Annotated in this window: 22 protein-coding genes and 3 tRNA genes; 14 read left to right on the forward strand and 11 right to left on the reverse strand. The window is 70.8% G+C overall.

Features of this window, described 5'->3' with window-relative positions; genetic code table 11:
• Positions 1 to 2: 2 nt before the first annotated feature.
• From AB0B57_RS17205 to AB0B57_RS17220, 4 genes are read left to right on the forward strand one after another with little or no spacing between them, the layout of a single operon-like run.
• Positions 3 to 1034 (forward strand): NAD-dependent epimerase/dehydratase family protein, encoded by a 1032-nt coding sequence (locus tag AB0B57_RS17205; RefSeq protein WP_357070119.1) that lies wholly within the window; start codon positions 3 to 5, stop codon positions 1032 to 1034.
• 29 nt (positions 1035 to 1063) lie between these two features.
• A complete protein-coding gene (locus tag AB0B57_RS17210) occupies positions 1064 to 1981 on the forward strand; it encodes a UbiA prenyltransferase family protein (protein ID WP_357070121.1) in 918 nt (305 codons plus the stop codon).
• Between the two features lie 24 nt (positions 1982 to 2005).
• Positions 2006 to 3193, forward strand: coding sequence for an endonuclease/exonuclease/phosphatase family protein (locus tag AB0B57_RS17215; protein ID WP_357070124.1), 1188 nt, complete (start codon positions 2006 to 2008; stop codon positions 3191 to 3193).
• 50 nt (positions 3194 to 3243) lie between these two features.
• A complete protein-coding gene (locus AB0B57_RS17220; RefSeq protein WP_357070126.1) occupies positions 3244 to 4161 on the forward strand; it encodes a lysylphosphatidylglycerol synthase domain-containing protein in 918 nt (305 codons plus the stop codon).
• Here AB0B57_RS17220 and AB0B57_RS17225 read toward each other — a convergent pair.
• From AB0B57_RS17225 to AB0B57_RS17245, 5 genes are all read right to left on the reverse strand, one after another.
• Positions 4087 to 7125, reverse strand: coding sequence for a BTAD domain-containing putative transcriptional regulator (locus AB0B57_RS17225; protein ID WP_357070128.1), 3039 nt, complete (start codon positions 7123 to 7125; stop codon positions 4087 to 4089). The genes AB0B57_RS17220 and AB0B57_RS17225 overlap by 75 nt on opposite strands.
• A 949-nt stretch (positions 7126 to 8074) precedes the next feature.
• Positions 8075 to 8329, reverse strand: coding sequence for a hypothetical protein (locus AB0B57_RS17230; RefSeq protein WP_357070130.1), 255 nt, complete (start codon positions 8327 to 8329; stop codon positions 8075 to 8077).
• Between the two features lie 235 nt (positions 8330 to 8564).
• Positions 8565 to 8636, reverse strand: a tRNA-Val gene (locus AB0B57_RS17235).
• Between the two features lie 13 nt (positions 8637 to 8649).
• Positions 8650 to 8720 (reverse strand) — tRNA-Cys (locus tag AB0B57_RS17240).
• Between the two features lie 34 nt (positions 8721 to 8754).
• Positions 8755 to 8827 (reverse strand) — tRNA-Gly (locus tag AB0B57_RS17245).
• 388 nt (positions 8828 to 9215) lie between these two features.
• Between AB0B57_RS17245 and AB0B57_RS17250 the strand changes: the two genes are divergently transcribed.
• The 3 genes from AB0B57_RS17250 (at position 9216) to AB0B57_RS17260 (ending at position 13666) form a co-directional block, all read left to right on the forward strand.
• Complete coding sequence (locus tag AB0B57_RS17250) at positions 9216 to 9818, forward strand: TetR/AcrR family transcriptional regulator (protein ID WP_357070132.1); 603 nt, start codon at positions 9216 to 9218, stop codon at positions 9816 to 9818.
• Positions 9819 to 9897: 79 nt separating this feature from the next.
• The gene (locus tag AB0B57_RS17255) at positions 9898 to 10479 is read left to right on the forward strand and encodes a TIGR03086 family metal-binding protein (protein ID WP_357070134.1); all 582 of its coding nucleotides are present in this window, start codon (positions 9898 to 9900) and stop codon (positions 10477 to 10479) included.
• A 256-nt stretch (positions 10480 to 10735) separates the two neighbouring features.
• Positions 10736 to 13666, forward strand: a complete 2931-nt coding sequence (locus tag AB0B57_RS17260) for a M36 family metallopeptidase (RefSeq protein WP_357070136.1) — start codon at positions 10736 to 10738, stop codon at positions 13664 to 13666.
• 44 nt (positions 13667 to 13710) lie between these two features.
• On the opposite strand, the gene AB0B57_RS17265 is transcribed toward AB0B57_RS17260, so the two are convergent.
• The gene (locus tag AB0B57_RS17265) at positions 13711 to 14562 is read right to left on the reverse strand and encodes a hypothetical protein (RefSeq protein WP_357070397.1); all 852 of its coding nucleotides are present in this window, start codon (positions 14560 to 14562) and stop codon (positions 13711 to 13713) included.
• A gap of 183 nt (positions 14563 to 14745) precedes the next feature.
• Here AB0B57_RS17265 and AB0B57_RS17270 point away from each other — a divergent pair, with 183 nt between their 5' ends.
• The gene (locus tag AB0B57_RS17270) at positions 14746 to 15414 is read left to right on the forward strand and encodes a 50S ribosomal protein L11 methyltransferase (protein WP_357070138.1); all 669 of its coding nucleotides are present in this window, start codon (positions 14746 to 14748) and stop codon (positions 15412 to 15414) included.
• Between the two features lie 66 nt (positions 15415 to 15480).
• The gene (locus AB0B57_RS17275; RefSeq protein ID WP_357070399.1) at positions 15481 to 16605 is read left to right on the forward strand and encodes a cytochrome P450; all 1125 of its coding nucleotides are present in this window, start codon (positions 15481 to 15483) and stop codon (positions 16603 to 16605) included.
• On the opposite strand, the gene AB0B57_RS17280 is transcribed toward AB0B57_RS17275, so the two are convergent.
• A complete protein-coding gene (locus AB0B57_RS17280) occupies positions 16579 to 16872 on the reverse strand; it encodes a hypothetical protein (protein WP_357070140.1) in 294 nt (97 codons plus the stop codon). The two genes, AB0B57_RS17275 and AB0B57_RS17280, sit on opposite strands and share 27 nt — an antisense overlap.
• Positions 16873 to 17022: 150 nt before the next feature.
• Here AB0B57_RS17280 and AB0B57_RS17285 point away from each other — a divergent pair, with 150 nt between their 5' ends.
• The 3 genes from AB0B57_RS17285 to AB0B57_RS17295 all read left to right on the forward strand — a co-directional run bounded on the left by AB0B57_RS17285 (position 17023) and on the right by AB0B57_RS17295 (position 19747).
• Positions 17023 to 17907 carry a polysaccharide deacetylase family protein gene (locus AB0B57_RS17285; protein ID WP_357070142.1) on the forward strand — a complete coding sequence of 295 codons (885 nt, stop codon included), beginning with the start codon at positions 17023 to 17025 and terminating at the stop codon, positions 17905 to 17907.
• An 89-nt stretch (positions 17908 to 17996) separates the two neighbouring features.
• Complete coding sequence (locus AB0B57_RS17290; protein WP_357070144.1) at positions 17997 to 18929, forward strand: ATP-binding cassette domain-containing protein; 933 nt, start codon at positions 17997 to 17999, stop codon at positions 18927 to 18929.
• On the forward strand, positions 18926 to 19747 hold the full coding sequence (locus AB0B57_RS17295) for an ABC transporter permease subunit (protein WP_357070146.1): 822 nt from the start codon (positions 18926 to 18928) through the stop codon (positions 19745 to 19747). Before AB0B57_RS17290 ends, AB0B57_RS17295 begins: the two co-directional genes overlap by 4 nt.
• 30 nt (positions 19748 to 19777) lie before the next feature.
• Here the strand turns inward: AB0B57_RS17295 and AB0B57_RS17300 are convergent, their stop codons facing one another.
• Genes AB0B57_RS17300 through AB0B57_RS17315 form a run of 4 tightly spaced genes read right to left on the reverse strand, consistent with a single transcriptional unit; the run spans position 19778 to position 24007 of the window.
• Positions 19778 to 20455, reverse strand: coding sequence for a response regulator transcription factor (locus tag AB0B57_RS17300; protein ID WP_357070148.1), 678 nt, complete (start codon positions 20453 to 20455; stop codon positions 19778 to 19780).
• Positions 20455 to 22011: a histidine kinase gene (locus AB0B57_RS17305; protein WP_357070150.1), complete on the reverse strand. Its 1557-nt coding sequence runs from the start codon at positions 22009 to 22011 to the stop codon at positions 20455 to 20457. The genes AB0B57_RS17300 and AB0B57_RS17305 overlap by 1 nt, the downstream gene beginning before the upstream one ends.
• Before the next feature lie 54 nt (positions 22012 to 22065).
• Positions 22066 to 22791 (reverse strand): dethiobiotin synthase, encoded by a 726-nt coding sequence (gene bioD, locus AB0B57_RS17310; protein ID WP_357070152.1) that lies wholly within the window; start codon positions 22789 to 22791, stop codon positions 22066 to 22068.
• 55 nt (positions 22792 to 22846) lie between these two features.
• Entirely contained in the window at positions 22847 to 24007 is a 1161-nt protein-coding gene (locus AB0B57_RS17315; RefSeq protein WP_357070154.1) for an 8-amino-7-oxononanoate synthase, read from the reverse strand.
• A 167-nt stretch (positions 24008 to 24174) separates the two neighbouring features.
• Between AB0B57_RS17315 and bioB the strand changes: the two genes are divergently transcribed.
• Together bioB and AB0B57_RS17325 are read left to right on the forward strand one after the other, a co-directional pair.
• The gene (bioB, locus tag AB0B57_RS17320) at positions 24175 to 25170 is read left to right on the forward strand and encodes a biotin synthase BioB (RefSeq protein ID WP_357070156.1); all 996 of its coding nucleotides are present in this window, start codon (positions 24175 to 24177) and stop codon (positions 25168 to 25170) included.
• Positions 25171 to 25175: 5 nt separating this feature from the next.
• Positions 25176 to 25367, forward strand: coding sequence for a hypothetical protein (locus tag AB0B57_RS17325; protein ID WP_357070158.1), 192 nt, complete (start codon positions 25176 to 25178; stop codon positions 25365 to 25367).
• Positions 25368 to 25371 lie beyond the last annotated feature (4 nt).

Here is a 25371-nt window from a genome sequence, read left to right on the forward strand (position 1 = left end):
ACATGACAACTGTCGCAGTAACCGGAGCCGCCGGCGTGTTGGGTTCCGAACTCACCCGCCGGCTCCTCAGTGACGGGGTTCGCGTGCACGCGGTCGACCTCCGCGCCGTGCCGGCCGTTCCCGGACTGGTACCGCACGTCGGGGACGTGCGGGACAGCCGGGTGGTCGCTGGGGCCTTCGACGGTGTCGACGCCGTCGTGCACTGCGCGGCCGCACTGCCGAGCTATCCCGAGGGCGAAATCCGGTCCGTCATCGCCGACGGCACGGCGAATGTGCTCAGCTCGGCGCGCGCGGCGCGGGTCTCTCGGATCGTGCACGTCTCGTCGACGTCGGTCTACGGCCTACCGCAGGTGGTGCCGACGCCGGAGAGCCATCCACGGGCCCCCGTTGACGTCTACGGCCGCGCCAAGGCCGAAGCGGAGGAACTCGCCGAGCAGCACCGGCAGGACGGTGCCTGTGTCACTATCCTGCGTCCCAAGACCTTCCTGGGTGTCGGTCGCATGGGACTGTTCGCGATGCTGTTCGAGTGGGCCGACGAGGGGCGGCACTTCCCGGTTCTCGGTCGAGGCGACGTCCGCATCCAGATGTTGGGCCTCGACGACCTGGTCGAAGCGGTGTGCACCTCGCTGCGCGCCTCGGAGACGGCAGCGAACGACACCTACAACATTGCCGCGAGCAGTTTCGGAACGTTGCGCGAGGATTTTCAATCCGTACTCGATCACGTGGGCCACGGCAAGCGGGTGATTTCCGTCCCGGCGCGCCCCGCGGTGGCCGTCCTTGAGTATCTCGAACGTTGGAAGCTCTCGCCGGTGTACGGCCGGTTGCTGCACAAGCTGCTGGCCGACTCGTACGTCAGCACCGAGCACGCCCGCCACAGGCTCAACTTCGAACCTCGCCTGTCGAATAAGGACGCCTTGTTGCGGGCCTTCGACTGGTGGCGCGCCAATCGCACTGTCCGGCCGGCGCGGCGTGGTGTCACGAGCAGCGAGCCATGGAGCCAGGGCGCCCTCAAGCTCGCCAAGGTCTTTTTCTGATTCGTACCGGCTCAGTGGAGGTGATCTGCATGTCTCAGGTGTACCTCGACCGGGATGAGCTCGCGTTGGTCGTGCGACAGAGAACGAGGCTGCGCGACCTCGTGACTTTGATCCGGCCAGTGCAATGGGTCAAGAGCCTACTCGTGGTGCCGCTGCCCCTGCTCGAACGCGGTGCCTGGACCCTCGACGGACTGGTGCATCTGTTGGGCGCCATCATGATGTTCATCCTGGCTTCCGCAGTGGTGTACGTGGGAAACGATATCGCCGACCGTGAGCGGGATCGGCGACACCCGACCAAACGACAACGTCCCATCGCATCCGGGCGGGTCTCCGTGGCGGTGGCCGCCGGATACTGGGTAGGGCTGCTGGCGCTGCTGGTGGTGCTGGTCGTCACGGTCATGCCCGTGCTCATGTGGCCGCTGGCCGGATACCTCGTCCTCAACATCGCCTACAGTCGCTGGCTGAAGCACGTACCGATGGTCGATATGATCGTCGTTGCCGCCGGCTTCGAACTCCGCATCCTCGCCGGTTACCTGGCCGTCGACGTGCGACCCTCAGGTTGGCTGCTCCAGTCGATCTTCCTGCTGTGCCTGCTGCCCATCCTGGCGAAACGGCGACGGGAGTTCTCCCTCCCGGAGGAGGCCCGCCGCCCGGTGATTGGTGTGTACTCCGCGGAGTTCATCGATCAGCTCCTGGTGCTGTGCGCCGGGCTCACCACGGTTACCTTCCTGTTCTACATCAACGAGCGCATGAGCTCTCACGCCGATTTGGCGTCGGTGCTCCTGTTGCCCCTGCTGCTGTTTGGCCTGTTCCGCTACCTGCACGTCGTCGGGGTGAAGGGTGGTAGCGCCGACCCGGTGCATTCGCTGCTCCGCGACCGGGCTCTCGTCATTGGCGCCGGCCTGTTCATGCTGGCCGCCGCGAGTGCGAGCTTCGTGCTGTCCTGACCCGTCGGCCTGATTGGGGAACTCATGACCACCACCACGTCATCCAATGCCGGGCATCCGGAAGAAGCTGGCCCAGGCGGCAACCGGGGCTGGCTGCGCCGAGCCAGGTTCCGCCGCCTGCGTCAACGACTGGTGCTGGCTGCGGCGTTCGGTTGGGCACTGTTTCTACTGGCTCACCTTGTTCTCACCGGACGCTGGTGGCTGTGGATGTTCATCGAGCCCATGCCGCCGTTCCTGTTGGTGGCCGTTCCGGCCGCACTGCTTCTCCTCGTCCCCTTCGCCCGCGCTGTCGCCAAACCGGTTGCCCTGCTGCTCGTGGCCACGTTGGCGATCGGCGTCCCGTTGACCGGCTTCCCGACAACAGCGGGCACCCAGCCGGCGCAGGCCGCGACCGGAGGGCAATCCGTCAAGGTCTTTGCGTGGAACACGGGGTACTGGCACTCCGGAACGGGGTACCTGGATTACGGGGGCGACATCGACAGCCCCCAAGCATTCTACGCGTACCTGCATCAGCAGAACGCCGATGTCTACCTGCTCAGCGAACATCTGTTCTGGCGCGGGGGGCCGATCGCTCTCGACGACCACAACGAGATTCAGAGTCAATTCCCGGATTATGAGGTGAATGTGGAGGGGGAACTCGTCACCCTCTCCCGAGTACCCGTCGCGGCCACCCATCCGCGGGCCGTGGGAGAAAATTCGGACGACTGGTACTGGCGTGGCAACAAGGCCCAGCGGACCGACCTGCGGGTGGGCGGCTGCATCCTCTCGGTGTACAACGTCCACATTCCGCAACCCATCGACCCTCGGCTCAATCCGCTGACTGCGAAGTACTACTCGTTCGCCCACGGTCAGTACAACCGGCAGCAGCGGGAGCTGGAGGCGCTACGGGACGACATAGACGGCAACGCCAACCCACTGCTGGTAGCCGGCGACTTCAACTCGCCGTGGATGGGCAGCCTCGTGCAGGTCGGCGACGATCTGCGACGGTGGAATCCAGGCAACGTCCGAGGACTTCCGGTCACCTTCCCGGCCGCGGACACCGGGTGGTCCCTGCCCAAGCTCTGGCGCCTGGACTGGACCTTCACCCGCGGCCCGGTCCAGCTCTCCGACTACCGGCTGCGCCAGAGCCCGCGTCTGTCCGACCATCTGGCTCAGGACATGACCGCGTCGGTACGGTGCCAACCGGCAGCACGAGAGCGGGCCGCCTCATGACTGGTTCAGCTCGAGTCGGGGTCGCTCGCACCTGGATCCGAAGAGGGCTCGTGGCCACCTTCCTGATCGCTGCCGGCGTGGGCGTGGTGCGCGCGGTGACCGGTGAGGACATGCAGGTCATGCACTTGCTCGGTCGATCAGAGGTGCGGTGGTACCTCTTGGCGGCGGTGGCCGCGAGTAGTTGCTGGTTGCTGCTCGGGATCCAGGCATGGCGCTACGTCCTGGCGGCCCTGGGCTCCCAGCTCAACCTGTTCGACGGCGCTCGTGTGTGCTTTGCCGCGATTGTCGGTACCTACCTGCCGGGGCCCTGGTTCCAGGCTCTGGCCGCCGTACACGTCGGACGGCGCATCGGGGTTGAGCCACGCCGGATGGTGGTGGCATACCTACTCGTGGCGGTGGTGAACCTCCTGTCCGCTGCGTCCGTGGGTCTGCTCGCCGCCCCGCTGGTCCTGCACGGCCACTGGGCCTGGCTGGTGGTTCCGGTGGTGCTCAGTTGCACGGTGGTGTGGCGCCCTCGAGGTGTCATCCAGGCGACCGCCTGGGCCGCGCGCCTGCTCCGGCGTGAACCCGTCACCCAACTGGTGGAACCCAGGGCACTCCGGCTCGCCATGCTGTGTCAGATCTGCGCGTGGACGGTGGGCGGGGTGCACCTGTGGCTGCTCGCCGTAGCGCTCGGTGGCCCGCCGCTGAAGGCGCTGTCCATAGCGGTCGGCGCCTACGCCTTCGCGTCTGCGGCGGCTGCCCTGATCCTGGTGCTGCCCGACGGCGCCGGGGCGAAGGACCTGCTGATCGTGGGCGCCTTGACGGTCGCCCTGCCGGTTCCCGCGGCGGTGGTAGCTGCCGTGGCCAGCCGCGCCTGTGTGATCGTGGCCGAGCTGTTCGTGGGCGCCGGGCTACTGCTGGCGTGGCGGATCAGGCGGGGCCGCCAGGTCGGTCGGCCGGCTGTACCCAGCACGGTTCACACTTGACCGGGCCTGCCGGATCTCATCGATGAGCCGGAAGGCAATGGCACGCCAGACCGCCGCGCTCTTCTCGCTGAAATTCTTCACTGCCCGATCAGCCCAGTAGGTTGCTCCGTCGTAGTCACCCAGCATGCTGTCCATTTCGGCGTAGGCGACATAGAATCGTCCGACCAGAGTCAGGTCGGTGCCCGCTTCAGCGAGAGCGTAGCCATGACGCAGTGTCCGCGAGGCGTCCTCGAAATGACGCAGGCGTACCTGCGCCAGCCCCAAGCCACATAGCACATACGATTCCTCTGCCTGATCCCGCACCTCGCGCACCATGTCCAGCGCCTGCCGGAATTCCTTCTCGGCCGCTGCCGCCTGGCCGCGAGACAGACAAATGTCACCGTAAGAATGATGCACCTGCGCCTGCACGCGCCGGTTACCTATACCCACGGCTATCGCCATGGCCTTGTCCAGCATCTCTTCGGCGGCATCCAAATCGTCGGAGTCCATTCGAAGTTGCGCCACGTTGCTCAGGATATGCGCCTCGCCGACCGGGTCCTGCACCTTGCGCATCAACTCGAGCGCCCGCTGATAGCGCTGCTCGGCGAGCTTCGATCGGCCCCCGACTCGGTCCAGGAAAGCCATGTTTCGCAGACACAGCGCCAGCCCGTGCACCTCACCCACCTTCTCGAAGACCCGCCTGGCCAGGGAGAAACGTGCAGCCGCCTCGTCGTAGCGTTGCTCGAACATGCTCAGGGTTCCCTGCGAGTAGAGCATCACCGCCTCACCGCGCTGATTATTTGTCTGACGACAGGCGGCCAGTGCGACAGCATGCGTGTCACGCCAGTCGTCGAAGTAGCCGCGCGCCTCGAACAGCGCCACAAGCGTGATAGCCAAGTCCCAGCAACTTTCGGACAAGCCAACCTCGGCCGTCTGACGAACACTGTCGACGAGGGCCGTCCGCTCGCTCTCCAGCCACTCCAACGGATCCCTGAGCAGCCGGTTGACCACCTCGGGCGGCAGAGACCACCGGGGCGCGGCGCCGTGGAGAACGATGTAGTCGCCGCCGTGCAGGCGTCGATGCGCCTCGTCGGCCAAGAACTGCCAGGCACCAGTGGCGCGCTCGATGGCCAGGGCACGCAACCGATCGCTCTCCTGGTCGGCAAGTAGCTCGCGGGCGTAGACCTGAATCAGCTTGTGGAGGTGGTATCTGGCCATGACGCCGTGGTCCTGCCGGGCCTCTATCAAGCGAGCATCCACGAGGTGCTCCAGATCCTCGCCGGCCGACTCCGTCCCCAGCACCGGTCCGGCGATCCAGCCGGGAAGGTCCGGGACGTCGAACAGCGACAGAAGCCGGAAGAGGTTCTGCGCCGAGGGTGGGACGCTGGCGTAGGCGGCCGCCATGCCTTCCCGCACCCCGAGGCCGCCATGGACAAGCTCATCCAGCCGGTGTCGTTCGTCGGCCATCCGCTCGTTGAGCTGTGCTATCGCCCAGTGTGGCCGAGCGGCGAGTCGCGCGCCGGCGATCCGCAGTGCCAACGGCAGACCGCCACACATGTCGATCAACTCCAGGACCGCGGCAGGTTCGGCGGAGGCCCGCGCCCCGCCGACGAGCACGGTGAGCAGTTCGGTGGCGTGCTGGAAACTCAGATCGTTGATCTCAATCAACTGAGCCCCGGGGATCCGGACCATCCGCTGTCGACTCGTGATGATGACCGCACAGGTCGACGATCCGGGTAGCAGGGGGGTGATCTGAGCCTCGTCGCGTACCTCGTCGAGCACGATGAGGAGCCTGCGCCCGTTCACCGCGCTGCGGTACAGCGACGCGACTTCTTCGGTGTCGTCGACGCCCCAGCAGCCCGACACACCCAACATCCGCAACATGCGGTTGAGCGTTTCCCGCACGCCGGCCTGCTGGCCCTCCGCCTTGTCGAGCCGCAGGTAGATCTGGCCGTCCGGAAACTCCGTCGCCAGCCGGTGTGCGACGCGGACGGCAAGGGCGGTCTTGCCCACCCCCGCACGCCCAGTGATGACGCTAACGGTGAGCGAACGTGCTTGCCCGGAATCGCCCCCGAGGTGCCGCATCATCTCGACCACGGTGTCGTCGTGCCCGGTAAAGGCGGGATCATCCGCAGGTAGCATGCGCGGTACCCGAACACTTTCCACGACTGCCGGCGGTTCGGGGGGACAGGCAAGAGCCCACGCCTTTGTCTGTTCCGAGGCCCCCGGCACGTCGAGCTCCGGGTCTGCGAGCAGGATCGCCTGTTCCAAGCGGCGCAGATCCTCACCCGGCTCGATCCCCAGCTCAGTGACGAAGGTATGCCGCGCCTCCCGGTACGCCTCAAGCGCTTCTGCCTGTCGTCCACAGCGGTACAGCGCCAGAACCAAATTGCTACGGGCCTGCTCGTGCAGCGGGTGCCTCTGCACAAGGTGCATCAATTCGTCAATCAGATCGTGGTGGCGCCCCAGTTTGAGCTCCAGCGTATGGCATTCCTCCAAGGCATTGAGTTGACGCTCCGACAGGCGGACCGCCGCAGCCTTGATGGCCAAGCTGTCGATGCCGCTGAATGGCTCGCCGCGCCACATGCCCAAACCCGCGCGAAGTTTTTCCACCGCGGTGTCCAGCCGGTTGTCGGCGGCGGCGGCCCGCCCGTCCGCTATCGCCCGGTTGAAATGGAATACATCAAGCGTTTCCTCGGCCGCCTGCAGGAGATAGCCGGGCCGGTAGCTCGCGATCTGCGCCTCCAGGCCGGCGTCGCTGAAGGCGCGCCGGATGCGCGAGATGCAGATTTGGATCTGTGTGCGCGCGGTGGACGGCGGCACCGCGTCCCAGACCGCCCGGACCAGGTCGTCGATCGGTACGACATGGTTGACGTCCAGCAACAACTTGGCGAGAACGATCTGATGGCGCGGCGCAGTAAGGCTCACGGCTGATTGGGGAGTGGAAATCTCCAACGGACCTAAAAAGCGAAAGACCGGCGTCAATGCCCCACCCCCGTAGGTGATGTCAACCGTGGACGATCGCCACACACCCTACATAAGTTGACCGATTGTTGCTACGCCGTCACTCTGGGTTGCCTTGGGTGGTGTGACATAGCGGCCATCGGTAGGCTGGACGATCGGTAGGCGAAGGGGGCGAACAATCCGCCAAAGACTGCATTGACCCACGTCACTTCACCTGACCGCGTTGGTGCTGGGGCCGGCGGACCGGGGCGGGGCGCGGAAGTTCTTCCCTGGGCAAGGCGACTCTCCGCAGCGACAAGGCCGGTGCAGGTCGGATGAATTGCTGTTGGTTCTGGGCGGCTCGGGCAGCGGTCCGTTGCATGACCGCATTGCCGGCGTACTCCGTACGGCGATCCGCGAGGGACGCCTGCCGCAGAGACAGGACCGCGTCTGGTTGGTTAGATCGACGGGCCGAAGATCTTGCGCCGTAGGGTGGGGATAATCGCGCTAGCACGGAGAAGCGCACGGAACGCGGTCCGATTCGCAGGTGTGTCGAGGGCGGCGTTGGTGGCGTTTCGGGTGGAGAGGGCTAGTCGAGGAGCTCGTTGACCGGGATCCGGTCCTCGGTCTCTCCGCCGGGGTAGTCCTGGCTCTGAAGGAACACGGCTACGTCGGCGTTCGAGCCGCTCGCCGTGGTCTCGGCCGTTTGCCGCCCCGGCGTTGGCAGCTGCTTCCGCGACGGGCGCACGCCGCGGCCGCCGCCATACCCCGGATGAACCCATTACCTCGCTGGCACGGACGCGACAAGCCCCAGACCGGCTGATATCGCGTCGCTCGACCGCTGACGCTCCAACCGAATCCCAGAAACCAATCATCCCGTTCCACCAGGCCCATCCAGCGGCCGGCACCTCCACGGCGCCGGCCGCTTTCCATGCCCGCCGGCACCACCAGCTCGGTTGGAGGAGATTTCCGTGGCTGCGCCATCACACGCTCACCGACCCATGGCATACAGGAGGTATTCGACAGCCACGACCCCGACCAAATCTTCTGCGGCGCGCGCGGCGCCTACCTCCGCCGCTCCAACATATCCCGCCGCGCCCACACAGGACCTGTCATCGAAGGCATGCACTTCCACGACCTGCGCCACACCCACAAAACCTGGCTCATCGAAGACGACATCCCCGAAATCGCCCAAGTCCAACGACTCGGCCACCGCATCCCCGGCGTGCGCGGGATCTACAGCCACGTCACCCTCGCCATGCAATCAGCGCATCACCCACGCCCTACAACACCGCTGGCAGACCACCCAACCCATCAACGTCTACCCCGGTCACACCCGCGCCGCTCGACCCGATACCCCGACACCCGCCTGCGGAAGATGATCTAGTGCTCCCAAGTTGCTCCCAACGTAAGGGGCGCAACAGCAACGGCCCGTTACCGGACTTCCGATAACGGGCCGTTCAACCTGCCTATCTAACCTGTGGGCGATACTGGGTTTGAACCAGTGACCTCTTCCGTGTCAAGGAAGCGCGCTCCCACTGCGCCAATCGCCCGTGCTTGTTGCCGAGGTGGGGACGGGATTTGAACCCGCGTACACGGCTTTGCAGGCCGTTGCCTCGCCTCTCGGCCACCCCACCGAGGTTGCCCCCGTCATGCGTGGCGGCAGCTCCGAGCGGACGACGGGATTCGAACCCGCGACCCTCACCTTGGCAAGGTGATGCGCTACCAGCTGCGCTACGTCCGCACGTCCCCCGGCGTTCCCGGGTGACGGATGAGAACTTTAGCCGAGCCGGTGAAAGACTGCCAACTCGGGGTCACCTCGGCGCGTCTCCTCCTCGCGAGGCGGGAACGGAGACCACCACCCGCTAGCTTCCTAGGGGGCTGGCCTGGTGCCGACCGGCGGCCACCGACCGTCACCCTCGGGCGCCCACTCGACAACGACGGCCATCATTGCGCCAAACGCCCACCACCAGGGCCTTGTCCGCCACCTCATCGCGACGGACCTCGACGAACACACCCACAGGAACGACTGACGGCACCCCGGGGAATTGTCCGGCTTCCGACTGTCGCGGCGCGGATCCGGGCACAGCCGTCACTGTTCGTGTTCAATCGGATGGGCTACGGTAACGGTCGTGACGAGACGTGCGGCCGAGATCCGCCTGGATGCCCTGCTGCGCACCGCCTGTGACGTGATCGTGGAGCGCGGTCTGGCCAACACCCGGACGGCCGATGTGGCACAGGCCGCCGGAGTGAGTCAGGCGTTGGTGTTCTACCACTTTGCCACGAAGGAGCGACTGCTCGCGCAGGCCTTCGCGTACGCGGTCGAGCAGGATCTGGCCCGACTGGACGTGGTGACCCGCTCCTCGGCGCCACCGCTGACCAAGCTCCGCCGGATCCTCAAGCTCTACACGCCGGCCGGGCGGGCAACCTCCTGGTCGATGTGGATCGACGGATGGTCCGAGTCGCTGCGCACCCCGGAGTTGGAGAAGGTGTCCCGCCGACTCGACCTGCGCTGGCGGCAGGACCTGGCCGCGGTGATCTCCGCCGGGGTGGCCGACGGCACCTTCCAGTGCGCCGACCCGGACGGCGCCGCCTGGCGGATCAGCGCGGTGATGGACGGGCTTGCCGTCCAACTCGCCGTGCACGACCGGGTGATCTCCCGCCGGCAGTTCGGCGAGTGGGTCCGGCTGGTCACCGCCCGAGAGCTCGGCCTGGATCCGGTCGCACTGGACTGAGCCGACCGGCCACCGGTCCCGCACCCCCAGGGCAGGCAAAACGGCGCGGCATCCCCCGACTACCGGAACAATCGGCAGCATGGACCTGCTGGACGCGTACCGCCGGAGCCTGGCCGAATTCGTCGACCGGGTGGACCAGGTCGAGCCCGGCCAGTGGTCCGACCCGACACCCTGCTCGGACTGGGACGTACGCGCGCTGGTCAACCACGTGGTGAGTGAGGATCGGTGGAGCGTCCCGCTGCTCGCGGGCCGGACCATCGACGAGGTGGGCGACCGGCTCGACGGCGACCAACTCGGCACCGACCCGATCACGGTGGCGCGGGAGGCGGCCGCGCAGGCCGAGATCGCCGCGACCCACCCCGGCACACTCGACCGCGCCGTGCATCTCTCCGCTGGTGAGACCCCGGCCGCGGAATACCTCCAGCAGCTCCTCGCCGAGCATCTCGTCCACGGCTGGGACGTGGCGGTGGCGATCGGGGCGCAACCGCGCCTGGACCCGGACGCGGTGCACGTGGCCGCCCGCTGGTTCGCCGGCCAGATCGACGACTACCGGAGCAACAACCTGGTGCAGACCGGGGTACGGGTGCCCGACGACGCCGACGAGCAGGACCACCTGCTGGCTGCCTTCGGCCGCAACCCCGACTGGACACCGGACAACTGACCACCCGCGGCCTGCCGCACGGCTGACCAGCGCCGCTCCCCCTCCGGCCCAGCTCACCGCCTGTGTCGAGGGCGATGCCGGCGACCCCACCGACCGCGGCGACCAGGCCGGGTCTCGCCCACGCGCTGGGCTCGACTACCGGGCGATTCGCCCCAGAGCTTGCCGCCGCCCCAGCCGCCTGATATCCACAGATGCACATGCGTGATCGCGCGCGGCCGGCGGACCGCCGGCCATTTCGCTCCCACGAGGAGGTCCCGTGCCACGACCCGAATGGTCACCTCCGATGAGCCGGCGTCGACGCCGGCTCATCGCCGTCCTGGCGACGACGGCCACGGTCGCCGCGTTGCTCCCCACCGGCGTGAGCACCGCGGCCCCCACCGGCAGCACGCCGTCGGCCGAGCGCCGGTCCGGACCGTTCAGCGAGGGGCACGAGCCCGCCGACGCCGACAACCGCACCGGTACGGCGGCACCCGACGCCCGGCAGCGCGGCCTGGCCCGCGCCGCCGACCCCGACGTCCGGTGGAACCGACTCGGCACCCCGCAGGCCCTCGGCCCCGGCCGTACCCCGCTCGCCACCGGGCTGCCCGCCGACCCGGAGGCCGCCGCCCGCGCCTACCTGAGGGCCAACCGCGACCTGTTCGGCATGGACGCCGACGCGGTGGCCCGCATGGAACGGGTGCTGGTCCGGCCGATCGGCAGCGGTGCCGTGGTCACCCTCCGGCAACGGTTCGGCGACCTGCCGGCCGGGCCGGACGGTCTCGTCACCCTCGCGGTCGCCAACGGCTCGGTGGTGTCGGTCAACTCCTCGTTGGCCCGCGACACCGGCACGCCCGCGCCGGCCACCCGCACCGCCGAGCAGGCGTACGCCGCCGCGCTCGCCGACGCCGGGCTGACCGCCGGCGCGGTGGCCAGCCACACCATCCGGCAGGTGGCCGTACCCACCCCGCTGGACGGGCCACGGGCCGCCTACGAGGTGACGATGATCGGCGCGGACACCGACCACCCGGCCGCGTTCACCAGCTACGTGGACGGCGGCACCGGGCAGGTGCTGGTTCGTGAGGACCTGGTCGACTTCGACTCCGACAACCCGAGCTGGGCGGTCTTCCCGGCCACCCCGCCCCGCGACCTCGACCCCGGGCAGGATTCCCGGGTGCGCTGGTGCGGCGACTCCGCGCCCGGCTGCCAGGCCGCCTTCCGCGACCCGGCCACCGGCCAACCCTGGGACGTCGACGCGGCCACCGGCACACCCACGTTCACCTCACGCGGCAACTCGGCCAACACGGTGCTCTCCTGGGGTGCGGGCACCCCGATCGTCCCGGCCACCACCAGCCCGGACCGCCGCTACGAGTACCCGTTCACCGACCAGTGGCACCAGGCGAAGTGCAACCCGGAGGTGTTCACCTCCGCCCAGCGCAACGACGCGGACGCGTCGATCGCCAACCTCTTCGCCATGCACAACCGGATGCACGACTGGTCGTACCAGTTGGGCTTCACCGAGTCGGCGTGGAACCTCCAGGCGGTCAACCTCACCCCGGCCGGGCTGGGCGGTGACGCCGAGCAGGGCCGCGCCCAGCAGGGCGCGCTGACCGGCAACCGCAACAACGCCAACCAGGGCACCGGGCGCGACGGGCTGCCGCCGACCACCAACATGTACCTGTGGCAGCCACAGGCCGGCGGCCCGTACCCGCCGTGTGTGGACGGCGACTACGACATGACGGTGATCGGCCACGAGTACACCCACGCGATCACCAACCGGATGATCGCCGGCCCGGACAGCGGGATCAGCGGCCACCAGGGTGGCGCGATGGGCGAGTCGTGGGGCGACCTGCTCGCCGCCGAGTACCTGTTCCAGAACGGGCTGCGCGCACCCGGCGAGACGCCCTTCGTCACCGGCGGCTACGTCACCGGCAACCTGGTCAGCGGCATCCGCAACTACGACCTGAGCCGCAGCCCGCTCAACTACTCCGACATCGGCTACAACACCGCGGGTCCCGCCGTGCACGCCGACGGCGAGATCTGGGGCGCCACCAACTTCCGGGTCCGCTCCGCACTGGTCAAGCGGTACGGCCTCGGCACTCCGCAGCGGCAGCTCGACTGCGCACAGGGGAAGGTCGCCGCCGACAAGTGCCCGGGCAACCGGCGCTGGTCGCAGTTGGTCTTCGACTCGTTCCTGCTCCAGGCCGCCAGCCAGGTCAGCATGCTCGACATGCGGGACAACATGCTCACCGCCGACCTGCTCCGCTTCGGCGGCGCCAACCAGGACCTGATCTGGGCCGAGTTCGCCCGCTCCGGGATGGGCCGGGACGCCGCCACCAACGGCGCCGGCGACACCGACCCGACGCCGAGTTTCGCCTCGCCGCGCGGCGGCAACGCGACACTCACCCTGCGCCCGCGCGGGGACAGCGTCGACGCGCCGATCCGGGTGTACGTCGGGGCGTACGAGGCGCGGGCCACGCCGATCGCGGACACCGACCCGGCGACGCCGATCCCGGACACCGTGGAGCTGGTGGCTGGCACGTACGACCTGCTCGCCGTGGCACCCGGCTTCGGGCACCAGCGGCTCGGTGTGGTCGCCAAGGCCGAGCAGGACGGGTACGTGGACCTGCGGATGAGCCGCAACCTGGCGTCCACCGCGTCCGGGGCGACGGTCACCGGCGACGGGGTCAACCTGGACCGGATCGCCGACGACACCGAGGCCACGAACTGGGCCTCCCTGGACGGGGTGGCCGGACGGCAGCTCACCGTGGCGTTGCCCGGGGACACCCCGCAGACGGTCAAACGGCTCAACGTCAGTGCGATGCTGCGCCCGGCGATCACCGGGGACGCCGACACCGGCAGCCAGAACGCGCTCAGTGCGTTGCGCTCGTTCGCGGTGTCCGCCTGCGACGCGACCACCACCGACTGCGCGGACCCGGCCCGCTGGCAGCGGATCTACACCAGCGCGGGGGACGCGTTCCCCGGCGGGGCGTACCGGTCGTACAGCCGGGACATCAACCTGCGGACGTTCGCGGTGCCCTCGACCCTCGCCACCCACCTGCGCCTGGAGGTGCTGGCGAGCCAGTGCACCGGCGGCCCCCGGTACGCGGGCGAGCAGGACGACGACCCGGCGACGACGACGGACTGCGCGACGGCCAGCCCGGCCCGGACGCAGGTCAGGATCGCCGAGTTCCAGGCGTTCTCGCAGTGACGCCGAGGGGCCGGCGGGTAGTCCGCCGGCCCCTCAGCCCCCGATCAGCGGCGGGCCGGTCGCCAGCGGTCGGCCGGGGCCGGCCGTTCCCAGCGCCGGTCCACCGTCGGGTCCTCGCCCTCGTCGGACGCGGGCCGGGTCAGGTGTCGCAGCCGCAGCAGCAGGCCCATCCCGAGGAAGAGCAGCAACGCGCCGAGCAGGAACGCCGCCTGCACGATGCCGAACCCGCCGGACTGCGAGACCTGCCGGCCGGCCGGTGGCGCCGCGTCGGCCGGGTAGTCCCCGACCGGCTCCTCGGCCGTCGTGCTCTCCTCCACGGCCGGCTCACTCGGCGGGTCGCTGGGCCGTGACGGCGTCGCGGTCGGCTTCGGCGTACCGGTCGGGGTGCCACCCGCCCCCACCACCGAGCGGGTGGCGGTCTGTCGGGCCAGCAGGCGCCGGTTCGCGTCGTACGCCTCGGCGGCGAGGGTGACCCGCCCCTGGGTGACGTCCTCGGCGAAGGCCACCCGGTAGCGGGCGGTGACCGTGCGGCCCGGGCAGAGCGTGCCCGGGTCGAGCTGCCGGTCGGTCAGCCGGGCCACGTCACCCTCGGTCTGGATCTCCAGCGGGAAGTCGCCGGTCTCCTCCACCCGGTCCATCTTCACCTGGTCGAGTCGGAGGCCCTGCACGCTGAGCACCATCGACCAGCGCACCTTCGCGCACCCGCCGCGCCGATCCGTCTGCGAGACCACCGCCGAGATCGTCCGCACCTGGTCACCGGCGGTGAACCGGGCCGGCAGGCCGCTCATCTCGGTGGCGAAGGCCGCCTGTGCCGGCGCGGCCAGGGTCAGCACCGCCCCGGCCACACCGGCAACCAACGCCCCGATCCGCAGCGCGTACCGCCACACGATCACCATCACCTCGCCTCTTCTCGTCTCCTGCGCAAAACGCTAGGAGGAAGCGGGCGGGTCGGACAGAGGGGTGTCTTCGCACCGGACGTCAAGGACGAGTGGTGATTTCACCGACAGTGGTGAACCCCTTACCCGTACCGGTCCACCTCCCCGCGCCGCCCGGGATGACCGGTGCGCGAGAATCGCCGGGTGTCCGAGCTCTCCAGCACGTTCGTCCGGCTGCACGCCCGGCTGGCCCCGGTCCCCTTCGTTCCCGAGGTGCGACTGCACCAGGCCGACGAGCCGATCGGGTTGTGGGAGCTGACCGAGGGCGAGTTCTCCACCGACCGGCCGCCGCCGTTCTGGGCGTTCGCCTGGGCCGGCGGGCAGGCGCTCGCCCGCTACGTGACCGACCACCCGGCGCTGGTCGCCGGCCGCCGGGTGCTCGACCTCGCCTCCGGCTCCGGCCTGGTGGCCATCGCCGCCGCCCGCGCCGGCGCGGCGTCGGTGCGGGCCGTCGAGGTGGACGAACTGGCGGTCGCGGCCGTCGCGCTCAACGCCGAGGCCAACGGGGTACGCGTCGACGCCGAATTCGGCGACATCCTCGACTCCGACGCCGGGGACGCCGAGGTGGTGCTCGCCGGCGACGTCTTCTACAGCGACGCGATGGCCCGGCGGGTGCTGCGGTTCCTGCTGCGCGCCGCCCGGGCCGGCGCACCGGCACTTGTCGGTGACCCCGGCCGGGCGTTCCTGCCCCGCGACCGCTTCGACGAGTTGGCCGTGTACGACGTGCCGGTGCCGGAGGCGCTGGAGAGTGTCCGGGTGAAGCGCACCACCGTCTGGCAGTTGCGCGCCGGGCTGCCCGGAGCCGCCCGCTAGCGTGTCGGCGTGCTGTTTTCCGGTTGGGGGTCCGCGGTCGGGGCACCCTGGCCGGACGTCGCCGAGGTGACCGACCACGTCGGCGTACGCCATCTGGTGGTCACCCGGCACGCGCTGGTCCGGCAGGTGCTGGCCGACCCGGTCACCTACCGGCCGGACAACGCGCTGGACGCGGTGACACCGATGCCGGTGAGCGCGCTGCGGGTGCTCGCCGGGCACCGGTTCCGGCTGCCGCCGACCCTGGCCAACAACTCGGGCGCCAGCCATCCCCAGATCCGGGCGATCGTCGCGGCGGCGTTGCACCCCGAGCGGGTCGCCGCGCAGCGGCCCTGGCTCACCGCGCTGGTCCGGGACCGGGTCGCTCGGCTCGGCGCCCGGCTCGACACCGGCGCGTCAGTCGACCTGTACGCGGACCTCGCCGCCGACCTGCCGCTGCTGGTGCTGGCCCGGCTGGTCGAGCTGCCGGACGCACCTGTCGGTGCGGTCAAGGAGTTCGCCCGCGCCGCGCTGGAGTTGTTCTGGGCACCGCTGGACGTCGACCGGCAGCTGGCGCTCGCCGCCGAGGTGGGCCGGTTCCACGGCGTACTGCGGGACTTCGCCACCAGCGGGGGCGGGTTGGCCGGCGAGTTGCGCGCGGCCGGGCACCCGCCGGACGTGGTGGTCGGCGCGCTCTTTTTCCTGCTGGTAGCCGGGCAGGAGACCACCTCGCAGTTCCTCACCCTGCTGCTGCACCGGCTGGCCGGCGAACCCGCGGTGCGGGCCGGCCTGCGCACCGGCGCGGTCGCGGTGGCCGACGTGGTGGAGGAGGGGCTGCGACTGGAGCCGCCCATCGTCACCTGGCGGCGGGTGGCGGCGACGGACAGCACGCTGGGCGGCACGGCGGTACCGGCGGGCAGCAGCCTCGTGCTCTGGCTGGCCCGCGCCGGCCGTGACCCCGCGGTCGTCCAGTCGCCCGACGAGTTCCGCCCGGGGCAGCGTGGGTCTCGCCGACACCTGGCGTTCGGGGCCGGTGTCCACCGCTGCGTCGGTGACGTGCTGGCCCGGATGGAGGCGGCAGTGGTGGTTGCCGAGGCGGCACCACTGCTGGACGCGGTGACGGTGGTCCGCCCACCCTGGTGTCCGGACAATCTCACCTTCCGGATGCCGGACGCCTTCGTGGTGCGCTCAGTCGAGCGGCCCCTGGACCAGTAGCACGATGCCCCCGACGATCGCGGCGGCGCCGAGAAGCAGGACGCCGCCGCCGACGAGGAACCGCGCGAACTGAAAGCCCGGGCCCTGCCGCACCCCGGCCGGGTCCTGGTCGGGCAACCCCCACAGGCGGTTCAACGAGCTCCTGGACAACTGGCGGGACCACGAGTCGACGAAGTCGAACAGGTTGAGGGTCATCGTCAACCCGATGAACCCCAGCAGCACGCCGAACCCGACGAGCGCGAGTATCTGCAGGATCCACCGCACCATCGGCCGTCCCCGTCCGTCGAATCGACTCCGCTCCGAGGCTAGGCCGCCCGGGCAAGAGCGCTCGGGGAGATCGTCACGGGGCACGGGACCTGACCACGACCCGCTATGTTTCCGGGCGTGTCATCAGCCCACCCGCGCCGCATCCTCGCAGTGGCAACGCTTCTGGCCGTGCTGACGCTGACCGCCTGCACAGTCGGCCCCGGCCACCGGACCCACGCCCGGCAGATCACCGCGACCCAGCCGACGCCGTCCGCACAGCCGACGCCGTCCGCACAGCCGACGCCCTCGGCACAGCCGACACTCTCGGCCTTGCCGACGCCGTACGCCCGGCCGACGCCCTCGGCCTCGCCGTCCCCGACGGCGAAGCCGACACCGGGAAGCCTGGCCTGGTACGTGTCCCAGGTCCCGACCTTCCCGCAGGCGCCGCCGCCGCAACCGGTGTCGCTGCCGACGACCGGCGTCGCGCAGTTCTGGCACCGCCTGCCGACCGACCAGAAGGTCGCCTTCATCACCATCGACGACGGTGGGCTGGCCCGCCCGCCCGCGGTGGCCGACTTCGTCTGGCAGGCACACATCCCGGTCACGATGTTCCTCAACTCACCGGCGGCCGAGGAGCACACCGACTACTTCCGGCAGATCCAGGTGGCGGGCGGGGTCGTCGAGAACCACACCATCAACCACACCTCGCTGGCCGGCCGCTCGTACGACTACCAGAAGCACGAGATCTGCGGGGCGGCGGACAAGCTGGAGACGCTGTTCGGCAAGCGGGCGACCCTGTTCCGGCCACCGTTCGGCAACCACGACGCCACCACGTTGAAAGCCGCGCACGACTGCGGCGCGAAGGCGGTCCTGCACTGGACCGAGACCGTGCACGAGGGGAAGGTGCGCTACCAGACCCCGGAGAAGGTGATCCAGCCCGGCGACATCCTGCTGATGCACTTCCGGCCGGCGCTGATGGACGACCTGCTCGCCGCGCTCAGGGCAATCCACCGGGCCGGGCTCACGCCGGCGCTGCTGGAGGACTACGTGCGCTGACCGACCCGCCGACGACCTGACGAAAGTCAGGGTCGGGTGGTGCCCTTCGGGCGCGGTGCGGCAGCGGGTCGCACGCCTAGCGTCAGCGCATGATCACATTACGTGGGTTGACGAAACGGTTCGGGGCGACAGTCGCTGTCGACGCGTTGACCGTCGACGTCGCGCCCGGCCGGGTCACCGGCTTCCTCGGCCCCAACGGCGCCGGCAAGTCCACCACCATGCGGATGATCCTCGGGCTGGACCGTCCCAGCGCCGGACAGGCCCTCATCGGCGGGCGCGCGTACCGGGAGCTGCGCCGACCGTTGCACGAGGTGGGCGCGCTGCTCGATGCCCGAGCCATCCACCCGGCCCGGTCCGGCCGGGCCCACCTGCTCGCCATGGCCCGCAGCAACGGCATCCCGGCCCGCCGCGTCGACGAGGTGCTGGACACCGTCGGGCTGGACGGGCGGGCCGCCGGCAAACCGGGCCGGACCCTGTCCCTCGGCATGGGCCAGCGGCTCGGCATCGCCGGGGCGCTGCTCGGCGACCCGCCGGTGCTGATGTTCGACGAGCCGGTGAACGGCCTCGACCCGGACGGGGTGCGCTGGGTACGGCACCTGACGCGCTCGCTTGCCGACCAGGGGCGGACCGTCTTCGTCTCCAGCCACCTGATGAGCGAGATGCAGCTCACCGCCGACCAACTCGTGGTGATCGGGCGGGGCCGACTGCTCGCCGACGCGCCGATCGGCGACGTGATCGCCGGCGGTACGGTCGCCGTCCGGGTGCGCAGCCCACACCCGGACGGGCTGGCCGCCCTGGCCGCGCGCCTCACCGCCACCGGGGCGAGCGTGGTGGCGGCCGACCGCACCGAGCTGACCGTCACCGGCACCACCGTGGACCGGGTCGGTGACCTGGCCTACGAGCTGGGGGTGCGACTGCACGAGCTGACCGCGCAGGCCGCGACCCTGGAACAGGCGTTCATGGAGCTGACCGCCGACAGCGTCGAGTACGCGGGCGGTCCGACCGAAGGTGGGCAACGATGAGCACCCGGACCGACGCGGGCACCCGCCCCACCAACACGCCGGCCGCCGGTGCGCCGGCCACCTTCCGGGGGGCGGTGGCCGCCGAGTGGACAAAGCTCTCCTCGGTACGCAGCACCTGGTGGACGGCGCTGGCCGGGCTGCTGGTGATGGTCGCCAGCGCCGGCCAACTGGCCATCTACGCCGCGAACGCCAACACCGACGACGACCCGACCGACAACCCGGGGATCGTCACCGTCGGCAGCGTGCTGATCGACTCGGTCGAGCTGACCCAGTTCGTGGTGCTGGCGCTGGGTCTGCTGGCGATCACCGCCGAGTTCACCAGCGGCACCATCCGGACCACGTTGCAGTGCACCCCGTCCCGCGGTCGGGTGCTGCTGGCCAAGGCGGTGGTCACCGGCGCCGTCACCTTCGCCCTCGGGTTGCTGCTCGGCGGCGTCGGCGCCCTGGTCGCCCGGCCGGTGCTCGGCGAGTGGGGCAGCGCCCCGGCCGCCGAGACGATCGGCGACATCGTGGCGGTGGCGGTCTACCTGGCGCTGATCGGCGTGTTCGCCCTGGGTCTCGGGGCCGCACTGCGCAGTGCGGTGCTCACCATCACCGTGCTCCTCGCCATCCTGATGATCGTGCCGCTGTCCCTCCAGAACCCGGACATCGAGGTGTTGAACCGGATCGCCGACGGGTTCCCCGGCGTGGCCGGCGGGCACTTCCTGGCCGGCGACACCGAGCCGTACCCGAGCCTGGTCGGGCTGCTCCTGCTCGCCGGCTGGGCCGGTGCCACGCTGCTGCTGGGCCGGGCCGCGCTGCGCCGCCGCGACGCGTGACGAGGTGAGCGGGGGCTTCCCGGCCCCCGCTCAGCCGTCGACCAGCCCCGCCTCGTACGCGAGGATCGCCGCCTGCACCCGGTTACGCACGTCCAGGCGGGTGAAGATGCTGGTCAGATAACTCTTCACGGTGCCCTCCACCAGGTGCAGCCGGCGGGCGATCTCGGCGTTGGACAGCCCCGCCCCGACCAGGGCCAGCACCTCCCGTTCCCGCTCGGTCAGCCCGGCCGTACGGTCCCGCGCGGCCGGCCGGCGGGCCAACCGCCCCGCCCCCAGCTCGATGACCCGGCGGGCCACCCTCGGCGACAGGTACGCGCCACCGTCGGCCACGGCGTGCACCCCGGCGATCAACTCCCGCGGGTCACCGGCCTTGAGCAGGAACCCGTTGGCGCCGTGCCCGAGCGCCCGGGCCACATGGTCGTCCTCGCCGAACGTGGTCAACATGATCGTCGCGGTCTCCGGCACGAGCCGGCGGATCTCGGCGGCGGCGGCCAACCCGTCCAGCCGCGGCATCCGGATGTCCAGCAGCACGACGCGAGGTCGGTGCGCGCGGACCAGCTCCACCGCGGCGCGTCCGTCACCGGCCTCGGCGACCACCTCGATACCGGGATCGGTGGCGAGGATGGCCCGGACGCCGGCCCGGATCATCGCCTCGTCGTCGGCCAGCACCACCCGCACCGGCGCTGCCCCGGCCCTGTCGGTGTCCACTAGGCGATCCACTCCTTGCTGGCCAACCGGCCGTCGGTGAAGCAGAGCCGCCAGGTCGGCTCGGCGAGGGGAAAGTTGCCGTCGGTGTAGTACTCGCAGCCGGCCCGGTCGACGCCGACGGGGCTTTCCACCTGCCGCCGGGGCAGACCCGCCAGCTCCGAGCGGACCGTGCCGACGCGCATCTGGTCGAAGGTGGCCCGGTCCAGCACCGTCCCGGCGGTCGCCACCGGGTAGTAGACGAGGGAGAGCACCAGGGCGAAACCGGCAGGTGCCAGCAGCGCCACCAACAGACTGCGCCGGACCCGCCGACGGGCGTCGTGCAGCCGCCGCGCCGCATCCACCGGCCGCTCCACCGGGCCGGGCCGGCCCCCGGACGGCACAGGATCGTTCTCGATCGCCTCCACCCGCGGCGCGGTCGCCGGCAACACCGCCCGGACGACGAACCCACCCCCGGTACGGGGCCCGGCGTCGAGCGTCCCACCGGCGAGGCGGACCCGCTCGGCGAGCGCGAGCAAACCGCTGCCCTGCGACGGCGGGGCCGGCAGCGGCTCCGCCGGCGGAGCACCGTTGACCACGCACACCTCGACCCGTTCACCGTCGCGGGTGAGACGAACGTCGACCGGGGCGCCCGGCGCGTACCGGGCCGCGTTTGTCAGCGCCTCACGGACCACCCGGTGGGCCGCGTGGCCGGTCATCGCCGGCAGCTCCGCGACCACCGAGGCGGCCTCCAGCCGGACCGCCATGCCGGCCTCCCGGGCATTGTCGACCAGGTCCGCGACGGTCTCCCCACTCGGACGCACCGACGCGCCACCGTCCTCGCGGAGCACCCCGATGATCTCGTGTAGTCGCTCGGTGGCGGCGGAGACGCTGGCCCGCAACTCCCCCGCCGCGGCCCGGTGCCGGTCGTTCAGGTCGGCGGCGACCTCCAGGGCGGCGGCGCGCAACGCGATCAGGCTGAGGTCGTGGCCCAGCGAGTCGTGCATCTCCCCGGCGATCCGGGCCCGTTCCCGCAGCCGGATCCGCTCGGCGGCACCGCGCTCCTCGCGGATCAGCGCGTCCACGTGCCGACGACCCGCGGCGGCCAACTCCTGCTGCTGACGCCGGTACCGGCCCACCAGCCAGGGGAACACCGCGGCGAAGAGCAACACCGAGGCCAGCAGGAACCAGGTGGCCTCGCCGGTGCCGAGCAGACCCAGGTTGAGCGCCGTCCCGCCGGCCACGATCAGGGCGAAGACCCCGGCCACCGGGGCCGCGGAGACGCTGCGCCGCCCGGTGAGATAGCTGAAGACCGGAATGGCGAAGACGAAATTGCCGTCGACGACCGACCCGAGCACCACCAGCACCAGGGCGACCAACGGTCGGCGTCGACTCGCCACCGTGGCCGCGCCGAGCAGCAGCAACTTGCCGACCAGCAGCGGCACCGCGTAGCGCGGGTAGGACGGGCTGACCCCGGCGTAGCCGACCGGGGCCGCGACCACCGCCCAGAGCAGCGCGTCCAGCAGCAGGTGACGCCGCCGATCCAGCGGACCTGGCAGCGGGAAGTCGAGGATCCGCACGGCGGCCAGGCTACCCACGCCCGACCTGCGCGAACACCGACGAAAGTCAGGTGTTCAGCCGCTCTCCTCGGCCCAGACCCGCCAGTCGTCGAGCACCCCGTGCAGGGCCGGGGTGAGCCAGCCCGGCGCGGAACGCCGGAACACGCCCGGGTCCATCGCCCCGGCGCCGTCGGGCAGCGCGCCGAGCAGATTCGGCACCAGCTCGGTGAGGTTCGTCCAGTGCACCAACTCCGGCCGGCTCGGCCAGGCCCCGATCACCACACCGGCCGGCACCGCCCGCCGGTCGAGCGCCTCCAGGGTCAGCGCGGTGTGGTTGAGCGTGCCCAACCCGGCGCGGGCGACCACCACCGCCGGCGCGCCGAGCGACACCGCCAGGTCGGCCATCGTCCACGCCTCCCCCGACGGGCGCAGCCCCATCGGCACCAGCAACCCGCCCGCGCCCTCGATCAACACCAGGTCGTGTTTGTCCGCCTCGGCACGAACGGCGTCCACCGTCTCGTACAGCTCCAACGGCGGCAGGTCGGCGACCCGGGCGGCCGTCAACGGGGCGAGCGGGTCGGGATAGCTGGCCAGGGTCCGCCCGGTCAGCGGGGCAGCCAGCCGGTTCACCGTGTCCACGTCGCCGGGCTCACCGCCGGCCGTACCCGTCTGGCCCGGTTTCACCACCGCCACCCGCAGCCCGGCGGCCTGCGCCGCGGCCGCGATCGCCGCGGTCGCCACCGTCTTGCCGACCTCGGTGTCGGTGCCGGTGACCAGAACCGGTCCCTCCCACCCGGTCACGGCGCCACCTCTGCTCGCGACTGCGGGGCTCGCAAACCCGGCTCACTCCTCGCGCTCACGGCGCCACCTCTGCTCGCGACTGCGGGGCACACTCCACGATGACCTCCAGGGCCCGCTCGAAATCCGCCCGGGGCACCCCGGCGCTGACCGTGAGGCGCAGACGGGAGCGGCTGTCCGGGGTGGACGGCGGCCGGAAACACCCGACCGCGACGCCCCGATCCCGGCAGTCGACGGCCCAGGCGCTGGCCGCCTCCGGCCCGGGAGCCGTCACCGAGATCACCGCCGCGTCCGGCGCGGAGACGGTCAGCCCGGCCGCCCGCAGTCGAACGACGGCCAACCGCACCCGGTCGGACAACTCCCCGCGCATGTCGTCGCCGACCCGGGCCAGCCGCAGCGCGGCGTGCACACCGGCGGCGACCGCCGGCGGCAGCGCCGTGTCGAAGATGAACGTACGCCCGGTCTCCACCAGGTGCCGGACGAACTCGGCGGGGCCGGCGACCACGCCACCGGCGCCACCGAGCGCCTTGGACAGGGTTGCGGTCACCAGCACGTCCGGTTCGCCGGCCAGCCCCGCGGCGGCCACCGCACCCGCGCCGGCCGGACCGGTCACACCGAGCGCGTGCGCGTCGTCGACCAACAGGAGCGCGCCGTGCCGCCGGGCCACCGCGTGCAGCCGGGCCAGCGGGGCGAGGTCACCGTCGACCGAGAAGATCGACTCGGTCACCACCACCGCCGGGCGGCCCGGTGCGGCCGCGAGTGCGGCGGCGACGGCGTCCACGTCGACGTGCGGGGTGACCACCGTCTCCGCACCGGAGATCCGAGCGCCGTCGATCAGGGACGCGTGGTTGTGCGCGTCGGAGACGAGCAGCGTCCGAGGTTGGACCAGCGCCCGCAGCGCACCGAGGTTGGCCAGGTAGCCGGAGGAGAAGACGAGGGCCCGATCGGTGCCCAGCCACTGCGCCAGCTCGTCCTCCAGCGCCTGGTGCGCGTCGGTGGAACCACGCACCAGGCGCGACCCGGTCGCCCCCAGCCCGTACGCCGACAGTGCCGCCGTGGCCGCGGCGATGACCTCCGGGTGGGTGGCCAGGCCGAGGTAGTCGTTGCCGGCCAGATCGGTCACCTGATCGCCGGCGGGACGCGGGTGCAGTCGCCGCGTCAGCCCCGCCTTCGCCCGCAACTGCGCGCGGCGGTCGAGCGCCGCCAGCCAGTCCGCCACCGTCACCCCTTCGTCGCCGTCCGTGCCGGCCAGCCCGACACCTGCCGGGCGAAATTACCACCCGCCACCGCCGGCCCGACGGATCCACTCGACGCGAGCACCCGCCGGGCTGCCAGGCCATTCCGGCTGACCGGGGGCCTTGGCAGGGGCCTAGTAGGGTACGAGGCATGCCAGAGATCCTCGACCAGGCCCGGACCCAGGTCCTGGGTGACGGTGTCGGCCTCGACCAGGCCGGCATCCTCGCGGTGCTGACCCTGCCCGACGAGCACCTGCCCGCCGCCCTGCAACTCGCCCACGACGTGCGGATGCGCTGGTGTGGCCCCGAAGTCGAGGTCGAGGGCATCGTCTCGCTGAAGACCGGCGGCTGCCCGGAGGACTGCCACTTCTGCTCCCAGTCCGGCCTGTTCACCTCGCCGGTGCGGTCGGTCTGGCTGGACATCCCGTCGCTTGTCGAGGCGGCGAAGCAGACCGCCGAGACCGGGGCGACCGAGTTCTGCATCGTCGCCGCGGTGCGCGGCCCGGACGCCCGGCTGATGAAGCAGATGCGCGACGGCGTCGCCGCCATCAAGGCCGCTGTCGACATCCAGGTCGCCGCGTCGTTGGGCATGCTCACCCAGGAGCAGGTCGACGACCTGGTCGACATGGGTGTGCATCGCTACAACCACAACCTGGAGACCTGCCGGTCGTACTTCCCCAACGTGGTCACCACGCACTCCTGGGAGGAGCGCTGGGAAACGCTGCGGATGGTGCGCGACTCCGGCATGGAGGTGTGCTGCGGTGGCATCCTCGGCCTCGGTGAGACCGTCGAGCAGCGGGCCGAGTTCGCCGCGCAGCTCGCCGAGCTGGCCCCGCACGAGGTGCCACTCAACTTCCTCAACCCCCGGCCGGGCACGCCGCTCGGCGACCGCCCGGTGGTGGAGGGCAAGGACGCGCTACGGGCCATCGCCGCGTTCCGGCTGGCCATGCCCCGCACCATCCTCCGGTACGCGGGTGGTCGCGAGATCACCCTCGGTGACCTGGGCACCCGTGACGGCCTGCTCGGCGGCATCAACGCGGTGATCGTCGGCAACTACCTGACCACGCTGGGTCGACCGGCGACCGCCGACCTGGCCCTGCTGGACGAATTGAAGATGCCGGTCAAGGCGCTCTCTGCCACGCTGTGACGACCATGACGACGACCGAGCTGTGGTGCGACAGGTGCGGTGAGTCGGCGACGGCCGACGCCCACCCCGCGTGCGCGTCGGCCCGCCAGTTGGAGCCGCCCCGGTTCTGCTCGCGGTGCCGCCGCCGGATGAAGGTGCAGGTGCTGCCGGTCGGCTGGTCGGCGGTCTGCGTCGAGCACGGCGAGAGCAGGGGCTGAACCG

It is taken from the genome of Micromonospora sp. NPDC049101 (assembly GCF_040648675.1).
Taxonomy (GTDB): domain Bacteria; phylum Actinomycetota; class Actinomycetes; order Mycobacteriales; family Micromonosporaceae; genus Micromonospora.